Annotated in this window: 13 protein-coding genes and 1 pseudogene; 11 read left to right on the top strand and 3 right to left on the bottom strand. The window is 67.0% G+C overall.

Going from position 1 to position 15041, the window contains the following annotated elements; all coding sequences use genetic code 11:
• Nucleotides 1-21 precede the first annotated feature (21 nt).
• Together Har1131_RS06010 and Har1131_RS06005 are read left to right on the top strand one after the other, a co-directional pair.
• Nucleotides 22-426, top strand: coding sequence for a hypothetical protein (locus Har1131_RS06010; protein WP_044951976.1), 405 nt, complete (start codon nt 22-24; stop codon nt 424-426).
• A 27-nt stretch (nt 427-453) separates the two neighbouring features.
• Nucleotides 454-876 carry a hypothetical protein gene (locus tag Har1131_RS06005; protein ID WP_050036933.1) on the top strand — a complete coding sequence of 141 codons (423 nt, stop codon included), beginning with the start codon at nt 454-456 and terminating at the stop codon, nt 874-876.
• Nucleotides 877-901: 25 nt separating this feature from the next.
• Here the strand turns inward: Har1131_RS06005 and rad50 are convergent, their stop codons facing one another.
• The 3 genes from rad50 to Har1131_RS05990 form a co-directional block, all read right to left on the bottom strand.
• Complete coding sequence (gene rad50, locus Har1131_RS06000) at nt 902-3577, bottom strand: DNA double-strand break repair ATPase Rad50 (RefSeq protein ID WP_151145485.1); 2676 nt, start codon at nt 3575-3577, stop codon at nt 902-904.
• Nucleotides 3578-3590: 13 nt separating this feature from the next.
• Nucleotides 3591-4847 (bottom strand): DNA double-strand break repair protein Mre11, encoded by a 1257-nt coding sequence (mre11, locus tag Har1131_RS05995; protein WP_050036935.1) that lies wholly within the window; start codon nt 4845-4847, stop codon nt 3591-3593.
• 69 nt (nt 4848-4916) lie between these two features.
• Complete coding sequence (locus Har1131_RS05990) at nt 4917-5285, bottom strand: hypothetical protein (RefSeq protein ID WP_050007877.1); 369 nt, start codon at nt 5283-5285, stop codon at nt 4917-4919.
• Nucleotides 5286-5475: 190 nt separating this feature from the next.
• On the opposite strand from Har1131_RS05990, the gene Har1131_RS22475 reads away from it, so the two are divergent.
• The 9 genes and pseudogenes from Har1131_RS22475 to Har1131_RS05950 all read left to right on the top strand — a co-directional run bounded on the left by Har1131_RS22475 (nt 5476) and on the right by Har1131_RS05950 (nt 14996).
• Complete coding sequence (locus tag Har1131_RS22475) at nt 5476-5598, top strand: hypothetical protein (RefSeq protein WP_255518464.1); 123 nt, start codon at nt 5476-5478, stop codon at nt 5596-5598.
• A gap of 91 nt (nt 5599-5689) precedes the next feature.
• On the top strand, nt 5690-6202 hold the full coding sequence (locus Har1131_RS05985; protein WP_151145482.1) for a hypothetical protein: 513 nt from the start codon (nt 5690-5692) through the stop codon (nt 6200-6202).
• A pseudogene (locus tag Har1131_RS22670) lies at nt 6199-6671 on the top strand (hypothetical protein). The gene Har1131_RS05985 and the pseudogene Har1131_RS22670 overlap by 4 nt, the downstream one beginning before the upstream one ends.
• On the top strand, nt 6664-8523 hold the full coding sequence (locus Har1131_RS05975) for an ATPase, T2SS/T4P/T4SS family (protein ID WP_129755486.1): 1860 nt from the start codon (nt 6664-6666) through the stop codon (nt 8521-8523). Before Har1131_RS22670 ends, Har1131_RS05975 begins: the two are co-directional and overlap by 8 nt.
• Nucleotides 8520-10265, top strand: coding sequence for a type II secretion system F family protein (locus Har1131_RS05970; RefSeq protein ID WP_050036939.1), 1746 nt, complete (start codon nt 8520-8522; stop codon nt 10263-10265). Before Har1131_RS05975 ends, Har1131_RS05970 begins: the two co-directional genes overlap by 4 nt.
• A gap of 34 nt (nt 10266-10299) precedes the next feature.
• A complete protein-coding gene (locus Har1131_RS05965) occupies nt 10300-10761 on the top strand; it encodes a hypothetical protein (protein WP_014041061.1) in 462 nt (153 codons plus the stop codon).
• The gene (locus tag Har1131_RS05960; RefSeq protein WP_014041062.1) at nt 10742-11137 is read left to right on the top strand and encodes a hypothetical protein; all 396 of its coding nucleotides are present in this window, start codon (nt 10742-10744) and stop codon (nt 11135-11137) included. Before Har1131_RS05965 ends, Har1131_RS05960 begins: the two co-directional genes overlap by 20 nt.
• On the top strand, nt 11134-12006 hold the full coding sequence (locus Har1131_RS05955; RefSeq protein WP_186764062.1) for a hypothetical protein: 873 nt from the start codon (nt 11134-11136) through the stop codon (nt 12004-12006). Before Har1131_RS05960 ends, Har1131_RS05955 begins: the two co-directional genes overlap by 4 nt.
• Nucleotides 11994-14996 carry a hypothetical protein gene (locus tag Har1131_RS05950; protein WP_151145479.1) on the top strand — a complete coding sequence of 1001 codons (3003 nt, stop codon included), beginning with the start codon at nt 11994-11996 and terminating at the stop codon, nt 14994-14996. The genes Har1131_RS05955 and Har1131_RS05950 overlap by 13 nt, the downstream gene beginning before the upstream one ends.
• Nucleotides 14997-15041: the final 45 nt, after the last annotated feature.

The raw sequence follows: 15041 nt of genomic DNA, 5'->3' as shown, positions 1-15041 counted from the left end.
GGACGACGTAATGCGCCTGTGATGGATATCCCCGGCGAGGACGACCCCAACCAGAGCCCGGGGGTTCTCTCCGAAAAGAGCGAGCACGAACCCGCTGAGTTCGATCCGGAGAGCCTCGGCCCGGACGTACCCTCGCCGTCAGACAGCGATTACGACGGCGAGGCCACGGGCCTGTTCGTCAGGCTCGTTATCGTGTTCAACGTCGCGCTGCTGGCCCTCTCGCTCGGGCCGATGCTGGCCTACTTCGAGGGGCAGGTCGACCTCGGGATTCGTATCTTCCTCGTGGGCGTCATCGCCTTCGGCTACGGCACGTTTCGGTACGTGAAGTTCGAGCGGGAGCGCAAATCGGACGACGACGAGGGCGAAACAGCCGAGACAACGGATACCCAGCCTGACAGCGCGGAGTCAGGCGACCACAACGGCTAACCGGCCCGATCAGCTACGGACGGCCATATGCGTACTGTGCGGGACAACGACGGCACGCGTTACTTACTGCTGAAGGAGTCCACCGAGTCGAGTCTGGTCCGGGACCCCGAAACCGGCGAACAGCGCCACGTCCCGAACGCCGATCTCGAACCCATCGAGGGTGAGTCACCGCTGGCCACGGCCGCCGCAGCGGTTCCCGACGCCGCTCGTCGCGTCCTCACAGCGGCCCACGACGACCAGGCACTTGGCCTGCTCGTGGAACTCGACGAGCGTGGGCCGGTCTCCGTGGCAGAGCTGCTTTCGGCCTACGACCTCTGTGAGAGTGACCTGCATGGCCTGCTGGCCGAGTTCCGCGCCGCCGGCCTGCTTACAGAGGCGACGGTCCACGGCCAGCGAGGCTACGACACAACTGAGACTGCCAGCGATGGACTGGCTCATCTCCGCGACTGAGGCCAGCTCAGCGTCGTGACTGCGTTCAGGCCAGTTCCGCGACCGTTGCTTCGACCTGCTCGACCCGTGAGCGGTTGGTCGTGGCGTCTTTCTCAACGCGGACGAGGTCGTCCGCCGCACCGACCAGTTCTTCGTCGTGGCTGACCACCAGAATCTGCTCGACGCCGACCTCGTCGCGCATGTACTCCACGAGGTCAAGCAGTTGCGTGACGTGGCCCGAGTCCAGAAACACCGTCGGCTCGTCGAGGATGAGCGGCGGCATCGGCGCTGCGCCTTCGATACCCTCCGCGAGCAACCGGTAGATGGCACATCGCAGGCTGAGGTTGAACAGCGCCCGCTCGCCGCCGGAGAGCTGTTCGGGCTCCAGCGGCTCGCCGTCCTTTTGATACACCGTCAGCTGGTACTGCCCGTCGAGTTCGATGTGGGAGTACGAGTCGTTCTGATACACCAGATCGAACGTCTGATTGAGCATCCGTTCGAGCGTTTCGACGTTGCGCTGGCGCAGTTCCGCCCGAAGTGTGCCGTACATTTCCTGTAGTTCCTCTGTCTCCTCGTACAGCGTTTCGAGTTTCTCTAGGGTCGCTTCGAGGTCCTCGCGGCGCTCCCGTAGCGACTCCAGCTCCTCGATCTCGTTTGTGACGCCGCCGATGGCGTTCTGGAGTTCGTCGCGCTTTTCGCGTTTCTCCGCCAGTGCTTCCTCGGCCTGCTCGATGTACTTTTTCGCGCGCTGCTTCTCACTTCTCGCTTCTTCGATACGGTCCTCGTCGAACGACTCAGCCAGGTCCTGCTTGCGCTCGCGTTTCTCCGCGAGCTGTTCGCGGCGCTGGTCGTTCAGTTCGGCTTGCTGACTGCGCTTCTCGCGCAGGCGCTCGATGTCGTCGTCGCAGTCGTCGATGTTCCCAAGGAGGTCTTCGACCCGCTCCAGATGCTCGATTGACTGCTTGACCTGCTGGCGCTCCTGGTTGCATTCGGCGACGACCGAACGGCAGTCCTCGGCCTGTTCGCGGGCCTCGGCCGCCTTCTCGCGTTTCGTCTCGGCCTCGGACTCGTGGTCCGCTGCTTCCTTGCGGAGCGTCTCGATGCGCTCCTGATCCGCGTCCAGCCCGTTCTCCTTCTCCTCGACGAGTTGGACGATATTCGAGCGGTTGTTTTCGAGCGTCGATAGCTCGTCGGCAGTCTCGACCAGCGCTTTCGCCGTCTCGTGTTTCGACTCTAGGGCTTCGACGTCCTCGCGGGCGTCGGTAAGCGTGGCCTCCAGCTCCGATATCCGCTCGCGGTCGTCCTCGATGGAGTCGACGTGGGGCGACTCGGCCACGTCCTGCCCGCATTCGGGGCACTTGCCGGCCTCCAGCAGCGCCTCGGCTTCTTCGAGTGACTCCCGCTCGTTCTTTAGCTTCGTCTCCAGTTCGGTTACCCGCTTCCGGGCCTCTTCGAGGTCACTGGCGACGGATTCCTTGTACGACTGTGCCTCCTCGCGGCTGGTCGGCCCATCCTCGAACTCGGCTTCGAGGTCAGCGGTCTGGTCATCGATGTCGCTGATCTGTTCGCGGCGCTCGGCGATGGTCTCCCGCGCCGCTTCGAGATCGGATTCGAGCTCGTCGGCCTCCTCGCGCTTGTCCTCGGCCCGCGATTCGAGGTCGGTGGCGCTCTCGGCCAGCGCGTCGGCGGTGCTGCTGTGTTCCTTCGCGTCCACGCGCTGGTCCTCGATTCGGTTCTGTAGTTCGTCGTCGCGGGACTGCAGTTCGTCGAGTCGCGCGTCGACGGTGTCCGGGTCCGGCTCTGCGCTGTCGAGGTCTGTTTCGGCCACCGTTTCCGAGAGCTCCTCCCGTAGCGACTCCCGGTGGTCCTGCAGGTCGCTGATCTGCTCTTTGAGCTCGGTTCGTTCCGTCTCCGTCTCGGTGATGGTAGCTTCGAGGTTCTCGATATCGGCTTCGAGGGTCGACAGTTCGTCGCGTTTCTCTTCGTACTCTTCGAGGACGGACTCGGCCTGGGTGAGCGTCTCCTCAGCGGTGGCCTTCTGGTCCTCGATGTGCTCGATCTCGTCCTGCAGATTGGATTCCTGCGTTTCCAAACTGTTCAGGCGCTCGTGGAGCTCTTTCTCCTCTTTCTCCTGAATCTGCTCGTCGAGTTGTGAGAGTGCCCCCTGTTTGTCATCGCGCACGCGGCCGACGCCGACACGGGCGTCGCTGGCCCGCTCCCGGTACGCCTCCAGTTTCCCCAGTTGCAGGAGGTCGTCGAGCATATCCTGCCGGTCGCCGGGGGAGGCGTTGATGAGTTTGTTCACCTCGCCCTGACGGACGTAAGCGCAGTTGACGAACGCCTCGCTGTCCATCCGCAAGAGTTCCGTAACGCGTCGGCGCACATCGCGCGCGCCTTCGTAGTTCCCTTCGGGCGTCTCCAGAACGCATTTCGCCGTTGTCGGCTGCGCTCCGGTCGCGCGGACCCGGCGCGTGAGGTGGTAGTCGCCGCCGGCGTGGGAAAACCACAGTTCGACAGTACAGTCGTCGGCCCCGATGGTGACCACGTCACCGAGGTTTTCGTCCAGCGCTTTCGAGCCGTACAGCGCGAAGAAACAGGCCTCAAGCAGGGAGGACTTCCCGCTCCCGTTGAGCCCGTGGATGACGGTCACGCCGTTGTCCAGTCGCAGGTCAGCATCGTCGTAGCACTTGAAGTTGGATAGTTTGACGCGTTCGAATTTCATTGTCGACCCTCCATTACAGGAACTCCTCGACGCTCGCCTGGCCATCGTCGTCTGTGCCGTCGGCCTCGTTCACCGCCGCTCCGTCTTCAGTATCGTCCTCGTCCGTGCTTGCGGCCGCATCTGTGCCGTCTGCTCCATCGCTCGCGGCCGTCTCAGCGTCGGCTGCGAGGGCATCTGAACCCTTAGAGAGCAGTTCACGAACGTGCCGTTCAACCTCGTCTTTGACGTTCGCATCGGCGACCTTCGAGGCGCGAATGGTCTCGTCGATGTCGTGGGCGGCCTCACTCAGTCCGAGGTCGCGGACGCGCTCGGTGACGGCGTCGTCGGGGTCGGCGAAGCTGATATCCGTTTCTTGCTCCTCGGCCGTGATTTCCCGGTGGTCAGTAACGCGAGCCACGAGCGCCCCTCGGTCAAGCGCGAACGATTCGACGCTGGCTGGGGTCACTGGGTCGCCGTCGCCGCTGATAGAGACGATGACGACGGCGTCCTCCAGGTCGTGCTGGCCGACGCGGCTCCGGACCCGTTCGACACCCTCTTCGGGGCCGAGGTCAACGTCGACGAAGACGAACTCGCGGGTGTCGAGGCCGCGGCGAGTGATACGGACCTCATCGTCGAAGGTGACGATATTGTAGCCGCGGTCCTCTCGTTCACTCGCGCTCGCGCGCTCGGTCGACCCGCAGTAGGTGACCCAGGCGTCCTCGACCTGCTGTTTGCCGGGGTCGTGGTTGTCGCCGAGCAACATCGCGTCGAAGGTCACCGACGACTCGGCCAGGATTTCTTCGGCGTCCCAGTCGCCGTAGTCGAAGGGCTGGAACAGGCCGTGAGTGACCAGCGCGGCGCTGTCGGCGTCGTGGGCGGCGAAGTCGTAGTCGAGGTCGTCGCGCTGCGAGCGCGGGACGAAATCGAGGCCGTAGAAGGCGGTGTCGCCGACGACCGTCGGCTCGTCGTCGAGCCGCGTCGCCAAGCCCAGCGACTCGTACAAATCGAGCCACTGGGCGTCCCGTTTGGCTTCATGGTTACCCACGACGGCGAGAAACGGAACATCGGCTTCGGAGAGTTCTTCGAGAACGGTCAGCGTGCCCATGATATCAGCCAGCGCCGGACGGCGGTCGTGGAACAGGTCACCGGCGTGGACGACGGCGTCGGCGTCGTCCGCGATGGCGTCTCGGACCACCTGCCGGAACGCATCGAGGAAGTCGTCCCGTCGGTCGGGGACGTTGTACTGCTGATACCCGACGTGGGTATCGCCGGTGTGTATCACCCGTGTCATTTGCCCATCCGTAAGCCAGCGCCACCTAAAGGGGTATCGTGACCGCAGTGAAAGTGGTCGACCCGGTGGCTACGACCCATCGCTGGGCCCCGCCGCGGCGTCCCGGTACCGCCGGAACGCTCGCAGAGCCGCCCGGCCCTCGTCGGCCAACCCGCTCACTTCGTGTTCGGCCTGTGCGACGGCCGCTTCGAGTCGCCCGACACCGAACGTCTCGACGAAGGCGACCGCCTCGTCTAAATCGTCGGTCGCCTGGGTCGCTCGCTCAATGACTGTCCGATAGTCGGCGTTGCCGCCTGTATCGTGGGTTCCAATCCGGCCTGCGCTACAGTCGCCCTCTCCGTCGGCTATTCCCATCGTCCCGCCTCCGTCGTCGCTGTTGTCGCCCTCCCCGTCAGCGAGTGCCGCGAGTGCCGCTTTCACCTGGTCGCTATCGGCCATAGAACGGCGTGGCCACGGCATCCGAAATAAACGTTTGCTGGCTCCGGGTCAGTTGATGGCACGTTCGAGAACCCGTTCAACTCGAACCGATTGAAAAAGCGTACAGTTTGGTGACGTAACCGGTTCGATAGAACTAACAGCCCAGTCCCGGTGGTACAGGACGAAAATCCACTGTCGGATGGCCTCCACAATGTCTCTACGCGCACTCCGCTCCGACGACAACGCGCTCTCTCCGGTCACAATCGTCGCGCTACTGATTCTGGCAACCCTGCTCATTTCCGTCGTCCTCACGCTGTTCATCCTCGGCGGGTGAGGCGGGACGAGCACTTGCTGGCAGCAGCCGGTACGTTTCCCGCAGTCCCCCGTCCGAGCATTCAAATACTAACACGCGACCAGGGACGGGCATGACAGATATCGAGACGCTGGCCGAACGGCTCCGCACGGTCGAACGCGCGGTCACGGACGGAACGACTGAGTTCCCGGAGGTGACGGAACTCGCTGAGTTGGAAAGCCGCGTGGACTCCGTTGAGCAGCGTATCGACGACATCGACGAGCGGACGGCGGAGCTCGAAGCCGCCACGCAGGCCCTCCGCGGCTACGTGGGGAACATCCGCGCGGTCAACGAAGATGTCGAGCAACGCGCCGACGCGGCGCTGGCGGCGACCGACCGACTGGAAGTCCGACTCGACGAGGAACTGGCATCGCCGTCGGCATCTGACCCATCAGCGGCGGGGACCGACCAGTTACGGGCGGAGGCGGTACAAGGCCATCCAGGCTTGTCGGATAGCGGCGAGCACACAGAAGCGAACGCCACGACCGGGAAACCGACCGATTTCTCCGCCATCACCGACGGCGGTGACCCCGACGATGAGACCACTGATACGGGCGTTATCGGACGTATTCGTGCGCTGCTGTGATATACCGGCTGGTTCTCGCCGTCGCAGTCATGACCGCACTTGTCGGTGCAACAGCGCCAGCGCTATCGACGGCCCGAGCAGACGCAGCCAGTGGTGCCATGGAGCGTCAACTGGACGAACTGGGGGCCGAATTGACCACTTTAGTCGAGACTGACGACGCGACGGCGAACGGTGACGCGCGGCGCGCGGTGGAGATACGACTCCCCCGCGGACCTACACGAATGCCGGCGTCAGTCACCTGCAGTTCGCGGAGCGGGCTGGTGTCGGCGTCGTGACATGGACAGTCGAGTCTCGGAAACAGACCGAGCGGCTGGTCGGTATCCCGATCCGAACGACAGCGACGACCGACCGGCTCGACGAACCCGGTACACATCGACTCGTGTTCGTCTTGACGCGGTCGGACGGCCAGCGGGTGCTGCGGGTCCATCGGTTTAAGTCCGAAGCCGCGGCGAGGGGGAGCCATGCGTGAGTGGCTCTTCGGGTCATCGGCGTCGGACTGCCGCTGTGAAACGGCAATCGAGGGTGAGCGGCTGGTAGTGACGGCGGACCAGTGTCCGGGCGGTGGTGACCTCGCCGCGTCGGCTGACTGCCGGGCGACGGTCGTCGATTCGCTCTCGTCGACCGGTATCGATACCGTTGTCACGGAGCAAGCAGGACAGGAGCGAGTGTACGTCGACCGGGCGGCAGCGGTACTCACCGCGGCTGGCCGGTTCGCGACCAGAGTCGCCTCGCTGGACGACCGCCTCGCAGACCGCGCTCGCCGGGACCCCGTCGCTGCCGCCGCGGAGGCAGTCGGCCGAGCGGGGCCGGTCGCTGACCTGGCAGCGGAGACCGGGTTGGCGGTCGCCACAGAAAGCTTCGATACCAGCGAGCAGGCGCTCACTGCATACACTGGGCCAACGATTAGCGACACCCGCGTCGGGGCAGCGCCACCAGTGGACGCAGCGCTTCGGGACCAGCAGACGCTCCCGACAGAGGCCGTCGTTCGGCGATACGACACGCGCAGCGACCACCTGCCGATGTATCATATCGAGCCCCGCGAACAGCGGTTCGACGCGGACACGATGGAGACGCTCGTCGAAGCGTACGAGCGAGTCGCCACCGCTGCCGCCGACGGCGGCTGTCACCCGTACGACGCAGCTACCGCGGTGGCCGGCGACAGTACGACGGCAACCGCTGTCGGTGCCGTGCTGGAGAAACACACGGGCGGGCTCGGGATTCTGGAAGATATCTTCGCCGATCAGCGGGTGTCCGACGTGTTCGCGACAGCCCCAGTGAGTGATACCCGGCTCCGAGTGCGTTGTGACGGCGAGACGATGCGAACGAATGTCCGCCTGACGCCGGCGGGCGCGAACACGCTGGCGTCGACGTTCAGACGGTCGAGCGGCCGGGCGTTCTCGCGAGCGAGCCCGACGCTCGATGCAACGGCGACGGTGGCTGACCGACAGATTCGCGTCGCTGGCGTGAGCGAACCGGTCAGCGACGGCATCGCCTTCGCCTTTCGCGCCCACGACAGCGACGTGTGGCGACTGGCCGACTTCGTCGACAACGGGACGATGCCGACAGCCGTCGCCGGGCTGCTCTCCGTCGCCGCGGAGCGCGGCGGGGCCTGCCTCGTCGCCGGCCCCCGCGGCGCGGGCAAGACGACGACACTCGGGGCGTTGCTCTGGGAACTCCCCCACGAGGTCCGGACGCTACTCATCGAGGACACGCCCGAACTGCCGGCGTCGTCACTGCAGTCCGACGGCCGGGACGTACAGGCGCTTCGGACCGCCAGCGGAGAGGGGCCGTCGGTCGACGCCACGGAAGCCCTGCGGACCGCGCTCCGGCTCGGCGAGGGCGCGCTCGCCGTTGGGGAGGTCCGCGGCGAGGAGGCCAGCGTTCTCTACGAGGCGATGCGTGTCGGTGGCGGCGACGGGGCCGTCCTCGGGACGATTCACGGCAACGGCCCCGAAGCGGTTCGGGAACGGCTGGTGTCGGACCTCGGCGTCCCGGTGCAGTCGTTCGCTGCGACGGACCTCGTGGTGACGCTGGCTCCGCCCGCGTCGGAGCACGGCCGCGGCATCGCATCTGTCGCGGAAATCGTCTCCCACGGCGACGACGTTTCTTTCGAGATGCTCTATGAGCGCAATGGGCCGACAGCGACAGCCACCGGTCGCTTAGAGCGGGGTAGCAGCCGTCTGGTGGAGTCGCTCGCCGCACCCGGCGAGTCCTATGCTGAGGTACGCGACACTATCGAGGCGCGAACCGAACGATTCGAGGAGTCAGTGGCTGTCGAGACACGCGGGAACGAACCGCCCACAGACGAGGCCCAGCCGTGAGACACGCCAGCGGTTCAGACGACTCCGGCGACAGCGCGAGCACGGCACCAGCCGCACCACTCACAACCGCGGTCGGTGCGACCTATCCTGACACTATCGAGGTACCAGACGACTACCGGCGAGCGTGTCGGCTGCTCTCGGTTTCGGCCCCGCCTGAAGCACTGCTGACGGCGAGCTACGCCGTTGCGGTGTGTGGCTCCCTGCTCGCACTGCTCGCCGCTGTGACGGTGACCGGACTGCTGGCGACGACTGTCAGCCTCGGACTCCTCGCTCTGTCCCTGAGCGTCGCGGCGCTGGGACGGTACGGCGTGCCGTTCGCCGCCGAAGCAAAGCGGATTCGAGCGCTGGGGACCGCGCCGTCGCTCGTCACGACACTGGTGCTCGGCGCAACGCTGTGGCCCAGTGCTGAGCGGGCGGCGGCGTTCGCCGGACGGGCCGGAAACGGCCTGCTCGCCACACGGCTGCAACACCATCGACAGCGAGCCGCGGGCACGCCACGGAGCGGTCTGGGAACGTTCGCGGCGGCCTGGAGCGACCGGTTCCCGGCGCTCGAACGCGCAGTCGGACTGGTCGAGAACGCGACGGCGGCCCCAGCCGAGGAACGGCCCGAGGTCCTCGAACGCGCGCGGCGATGCATCCTCGACGGGACGCGCGACGAGATGGCGGCCTTCGCGGCCTCGCTCCGCGGCCCAGCGACCGGCCTGTACGCGTTCGGTGTGCTCCTACCGCTGGCGATGGCGTCGCTGTTGCCCGCCGCCGCTGCCGCGGGTGTGCCAGTGACCGCCCCTGTGCTGGTCGGGACCTACGTCGTGGTCTTGCCCGGCGCACTGTTGGTCGCCTGTTGCTGGCTCCTGGGCCGGCGACCGGTCGCGTTCCCGCCGGCGACAATCCCGCGAAGCCACCCGGACGTGCCGGCATCGGCACTCCCGTCAGTTGTGGTCGGCATCGTCGCCGGAATCGGGGGGTGGCTCCTTGCCGGCGCGCTCGTCGCTGCGTGGGCGTCTCCTATCGGGGCACTCGGGGCCGGCGTCGGGAGCGCGCTCGTCAGCTACTACCGACCCGTCGCCGAGGTCCGGGCCCGTGTCACCGACATCGAAGCGGGCCTCCCCGACGCGCTGTCTGCCGTCGGTCGACGGCTGGGCCGCGGCCAGTCAGTCGAAGCCGCGCTCGTCGAGGCTGTCGACGAGACTCCCGAACCGACCAGCGCCGTCATCGAAGCCGCCGTCGCGCGTCAGGAGCGTCTCGGCACCAGTGTCGAGGGGGCGTTTCTGGGTCCCGGCGGCGCGCTCGCTGATGTTCCGAGCCATCGGGCCCGTCGGGTGGCGACACTGCTGGATACAGCCGCAACAATCGGGCCACCAGCGGGACCGTCCGTGGCGACGATGGGTGAGCATCTGGATGCGCTCCGCACCATCGAGCGTGAGACGCGTCGTGACCTCTCGCAAATAACCGAAACGCTGTCGAACACGGCCGCGCTGTTCGGTCCGCTGATCGGCGGCGCGACGGTTGCGCTGGCCGGGTCGATGGGCGGCGGCGAGCAGTTCAGCACTATTTCGAGCGCGCTGCTGGGCCCGGTCGTCGGCTGGTACGTTCTCGTCCTAGCTGTCCTGTTGACGGCGCTGTCGACGGGCCTGCACCGGGGCCTCGACCGGGCGCTCGTCGGCTACCGAACCGGTCTGGCGCTCCTGTCGGCCACGGCCACCTTCCTCGTCGCCGTGGTCGCTACCGGGCTGCTGGTCTGAGTGTTTAAATCGGAGGCCGCGGCCAGGCCGTTCTATGTTCGAGACGTACGTCGATACGCTGTACCTCTGGGTCGGTCTGGGAACGGTGAGCGTGGCCGTTCTTGGCGTCGTCGTCGGCCTGCCGACGACCGCACCGCCGGACGCGACGGCGACAGCCGCAACTATCGATGAGGTCACCACCAGCCCGCCCGGGTCCGTCGCACACCGACGAGTCGTCGCTACGGAGTGGCGGTTTAACGGGCGTGACCTCCGCCTTCGCAACGACGGCGGGACAGCCACCGCACGACTGATCCGAGCGGCTGTCCCGGCGCGGACCGACCGGCTACAGGCTGTGTTGAACGGTGAGCGACCGAAGGCGGTGTACGACTCGCCCGACGCCTTCCGTCGGGACACCCGCCAAACTCGGGCCGGTGACGACGGGTGGCGACCGGCCCCCGACCGACTGACGGTCAGGCACGTCGCCTGGGGAGGGACCGATGTCACCATCGTCGGATAGAGCGACGACGGAGCCGCTGGCCGCACTCGTCGCCGTCTTCGCCGTCACGCTCGGCGTGGCGCTGTACGCCGGCGTAGTAGACGAAGCATTCGGAACGCTCGACGACGACCGCAATATCGCCACCCCGACCGCCGATGCTGTGGAACAGCGGCTCTCGTCGGCCGGCATCGTTCAGCCCGGCGCGCTCGACACCGCGCTCGATGCAGTGCCGGCGAATTACCACGGGAACGCGACCATCACGGCGACGGCTGGCGGGCGATGGAGCAGTGGCCAGAAGCCACCGAGCAGCGCCGACACCGAAACCAGAACAGTGAGCGTGCAGGTCGGGCCGGGGGCAGTCCGCCGGGGAACGCTCACCGTTCGGGTGTGGCGATGACCCGAGCCATGAGCGCCGTCGCCGACGTGACGGTGTTTCTTCTGCTCGTCGGTGCGGCCGCAGGGACTCTCGTGAGCGGTGTCGGGGTGGAAAAGCCGGTAGCAACCCCAAACCCTGCGGCCGAGCAAGCGTCGGCGCTGGCGACGAGCACCACGAGCGTCGAGTACGATTTGCTCGTCCCACCGTCCGACCGCCACAGGCCACCCGACCACGCCACGCGACGGCAGCGGACGAGCCACGGGACCGTCGCGGAACTGCTCGGTGAGGCGGCGATGAGCGGTGTCACCGTGGACGGCGAACGGGTATCGAGCGCCGGCACGGACTTCGAGTCACGAGTCGCTGCGGCAACGCGTGACAGACTCCACAGCCGCGGGCATCGAACGTCCGTCCGTGTCACCTGGGCACCGTATCCCGGTGCGCCAGTCAGCGGCGAGTACCGTGTCGGCGACCGGCCCCCTGACAGCGTGGACGTTCGGGCGGCGACGGTAACAGTTCCGAGCGGGATGGAGGCCGTCTCGGAGCCGGCCCGTGAAGCAGCAAAGACAGGCGGCTACGACGGCGTGGCGACGGTCGTAGCTCGGAGCGTCGTCGACGGGCTGTTCCCGCCGACACAGTCGCGGTACGCTCTCCGTGGCGACTACCCCTCGGACGTGCTGCTGGCCGCGCGGTACGAGCGCATGGCCGACCTGACGGGGGCGAGCGTTGCCGTTGAGCAGCAATCGGCGACAGAAATGAACCGCGACCTGACCGCGGCGCTCGCCGCCCGGCTTCGGACCGACATGCGGTCGCGGTACGACTCGCCAGCGGACGCCGCCCGCGCCGTTCGAGTGAGCCGTGTCCGCGTAACTGTCAGGACGTGGTCGCCGTGAGAGACGACACCCGCGGCCGGATCCCGTTCGCGTTGCTCGGCGTCCTCCTTCTGGTAAGCAGCCTCACGCTGGCCCCGACGTTCGTTAGCGAGCCGGCCCCGAGCGAAACAGCCGTCGAGCGGGCGCTGAATCAGGCCACGGCGGAGACGCAGGTCGCCGTGCGGGACGGCGTCTCGACGGCCGGCCGGCAGGCGGCCGCGAACCCGGTCGTCACGCTGGCCGATACGCCCACTGGCCGGGTGCTGAACGGCTCGACGGCGTTCCGGGACTCGCTCAGAATCCGCGCCTATCTCCGGGTTGCGGACCGACTGGAGCGCGTCACCGGCCGAAGCGGTGACGTAACCGTGACCGCCAGTTTGCCGACGGTTTCTAACGCGAGCGACCTCCGGGCTGCGAAACGTCGCGTCTCGGTCGAACGCGCCGGGCCGAACGAGACCGCGATGCGGGCGACGGTCGAGAATATCGTTCTGACGGTTCGGCGCAACGGAGCGGTGGTCTCGACACGGCGGGTTTCGCCGACCGTCGTCGTTCCGAACCAGGCGCTCATGCTCCACGACCAGGTGTCAACCTACCAGACGCGGTTGAACAACGGTCTGGACAAGCCGGGCCTGAGCCAGCGGATGACAGCGCGGCTGTACCCGATGGCGTGGGCGAGAGGATATGCCCAGTACGGCGGCGCAGGCGTCGAGAACGTCGTCGCGAACCGGCACGTCTCGCTGGCGACGAACGGCGCACTGCTCGGCGTCCAGCGGTCGACCTTCGGGCGGAGTGACCCCGCCGGTCGTCGTGCTCTGACAGAGGCGACAGCGATGACGGGAATCGAAGACGTCGTTCGGGGGAGCAGGGGTTCCGCTGTCTCCAGCGACGTGCTCGATCAGGCCGACTACAAACCGGTCAGCGAGACGCCGCCGCGCCCGAAGTCCACGGCCAGTCCGAGCCCGGGGGATTCGATGACCATCGGCGTCAACGAGACGGCCGACACCGCGTTCCGGTCCGTCACCGAGCCGTCGGCGCTCAACGAAACGCTCGAAGACGCGTACACCGTCGAGGTAGCGCTGGAAGTCGACGAGCACCGACTGGGCGGGGGGCCGCCGGGGAAGCCGGCCTCGCCGGGCAGCGAGTGGACACTAGTCGCCGACCGGACGACTACATCCGTTGAGGCGGTCGGGAACGCCAGCGGGGGTGTTGCGACGCCGGACGGCTGGCACAGATTGGAGACGTTCAGCCGGACCGTCGAGCGACAGTACACGCGGACCGCCGTCTGGCAGAACGGGTCAGTGCGTCGGCGCACGACTGTGTCGAGCACCGCGCGCTATCGCGTGACCGTCGCCGTCGTCGGCCGCCATCACGGCCGCTCAGTGGCACCGAACCGCTCGATTCGGACCGCACACGACGCCAGCGCAAGCCCGTTGAACGGGTCGAACCTCGCCGATGTGGAGCCGAAAGCGATGGACAGGCTCGTCGGCCACGCCGGGGGGAGAGACGAGACCGCCGAGCGAGTCGTCGACGACAGCCTGGGCCGGACGGAAGCGACGGTGACGGCCGACCGACCACCGGAACTGCACGAGTGGGTGTATCGGGACCTGATGGCTCTACGGGAGCCAATCCGCAACACGACCGTCACCGTCGAGCGCGGACGTGTAGGGACCTTCGAGACGAATCCCCCGCGGGAACTTCGGGAGCGGGTCGCACAGCGCCGTGCCGACCTCGCGGCCGTGCCGGACACCTACGACAGTACGGCCCAGAAGGCCCGCGCCGCGGCCCGGCTGACCTATCTGAATGCAGTGTTGACGGAGCTAGATAGGCAGGCCTCGGTTCGGGACAGTAACCGGAAGCGAGTCGACGCACAGCTAACGGAACGCACCGAGGGGTCGCTGCGTGCCCTCCGGAAAGGATTGACGGCCCGTGAGACGCGCGTCCCCCGGTCACGCCCGGTCCCGGTCGGTCCGGCCGGTCCCGTCAGGACGCGGGTCGATACGCAAACGCCGTATCTGACGCTGGCCGAACTGAACGAGAGTCGGTATCGCGCGCTGGACGGAAGCGAGCATCCGCTGGTGGCGCGGAACGCGAACGTGTTCACGGTCCCCTACGGCGACGCCGCCGACGCCGTCGTTGGCGGTGCGTTCGAGGGTGGCGATAGGGTGCGCCTTGCAACGGCAGCGAACGCACTCGCAGCCGCGAACGAAACCCTCGAAGACGAGTCGAGCGCCACGCTCGCTTCGGAACGTGATGCGCTCCAGCGGGAGGTGGAAGCGGCCAACGAGGAGCTGACGACGACGCTCTGGCTGGCAGTCTCCCAGCACACTGAAGCTGAACAGGGCGAGAGCAAGGCCATTGTCACTGAAGCGCTGTCGCCATGGGACACACCGGCGGCCCGAGCGCTGGCGCTGACCAACGGCTCCGCGCAGGAACGGGTCGCCCACGTCGCCGGTGCCCGGCTGAACCTCACGCGGGTCGAACGCGACCGTCTCCGCCTGACGCTGCTCTCAGTCGACACGCCAGCGACCAGACCGACGCTGGAGTCGACAAACGGGACGGCCTCGGCGGTACGGTCCGTTGCGAAAGACGAACTGAGCAAAGCGCTGGCGAACGCAGGGGAACAGAAGGTCCAGCAGTTCGCGAAGAAGCGTCTCGGAACGGACAAACTGCCGGCTGGCCTCCCGCTGGCCCCGCCAGTCACCCCCTGGTACGCGACGGCGAACATCTGGTGGGTTACCGTCGAGGGCGAGTACGCCAGGTTCGCCGTCTCTGCGAGTCACGGCCCGCCGAGCGAGCCAGGCGCACGGACCACCTATGCGCGTGACGGGCACAACGTCACGCTCGACGTGGACGACGACGGATCGACAGAGCGATTGGGTACCGCCGACCGCGTCTCGTTCAGCGCCGATACGGGCGTTGTCGTCGTGGTACCGCCCAAACCGCGCGGGGTCGGTGACAAGGGCGGGACCGCCGTGGAGGAATCGAGCGGGTGGCCGCACGCAGGTACCTGACCCCGGGCCGCATAACGGAAGTGAAATACCCCGGGGCCATACCGA

The organism is Haloarcula sp. CBA1131 (assembly GCF_008728975.1).
GTDB lineage: Archaea > Halobacteriota > Halobacteria > Halobacteriales > Haloarculaceae > Haloarcula > Haloarcula hispanica.
This window is presented reverse-complemented; position numbering and strand designations above follow the sequence as displayed.

What these genes read in the sequence shown, in the direction of transcription:
- Har1131_RS05955 (WP_186764062.1), top strand. Translation starts at nt 11,134, where the DNA reads ATGACCCGAGCCATGAGCGCCGTCGCCGACGTGACGGTGTTTCTTCTG.
- Har1131_RS06010 (WP_044951976.1), top strand. Translation starts at nt 22, where the DNA reads ATGGATATCCCCGGCGAGGACGACCCCAACCAGAGCCCGGGGGTTCTC.
- Har1131_RS22475 (WP_255518464.1), top strand. Translation starts at nt 5,476, where the DNA reads ATGTCTCTACGCGCACTCCGCTCCGACGACAACGCGCTCTCTCCGGTC.
- mre11 (WP_050036935.1), bottom strand. Translation starts at nt 4,847, where the DNA reads ATGACACGGGTGATACACACCGGCGATACCCACGTCGGGTATCAGCAG.
- Har1131_RS05990 (WP_050007877.1), bottom strand. Translation starts at nt 5,285, where the DNA reads ATGGCCGATAGCGACCAGGTGAAAGCGGCACTCGCGGCACTCGCTGAC.
- Har1131_RS05985 (WP_151145482.1), top strand. Translation starts at nt 5,690, where the DNA reads ATGACAGATATCGAGACGCTGGCCGAACGGCTCCGCACGGTCGAACGC.
- rad50 (WP_151145485.1), bottom strand. Translation starts at nt 3,577, where the DNA reads ATGAAATTCGAACGCGTCAAACTATCCAACTTCAAGTGCTACGACGAT.
- Har1131_RS05960 (WP_014041062.1), top strand. Translation starts at nt 10,742, where the DNA reads ATGTCACCATCGTCGGATAGAGCGACGACGGAGCCGCTGGCCGCACTC.
- Har1131_RS06005 (WP_050036933.1), top strand. Translation starts at nt 454, where the DNA reads ATGCGTACTGTGCGGGACAACGACGGCACGCGTTACTTACTGCTGAAG.
- Har1131_RS05975 (WP_129755486.1), top strand. Translation starts at nt 6,664, where the DNA reads ATGCGTGAGTGGCTCTTCGGGTCATCGGCGTCGGACTGCCGCTGTGAA.
- Har1131_RS05965 (WP_014041061.1), top strand. Translation starts at nt 10,300, where the DNA reads ATGTTCGAGACGTACGTCGATACGCTGTACCTCTGGGTCGGTCTGGGA.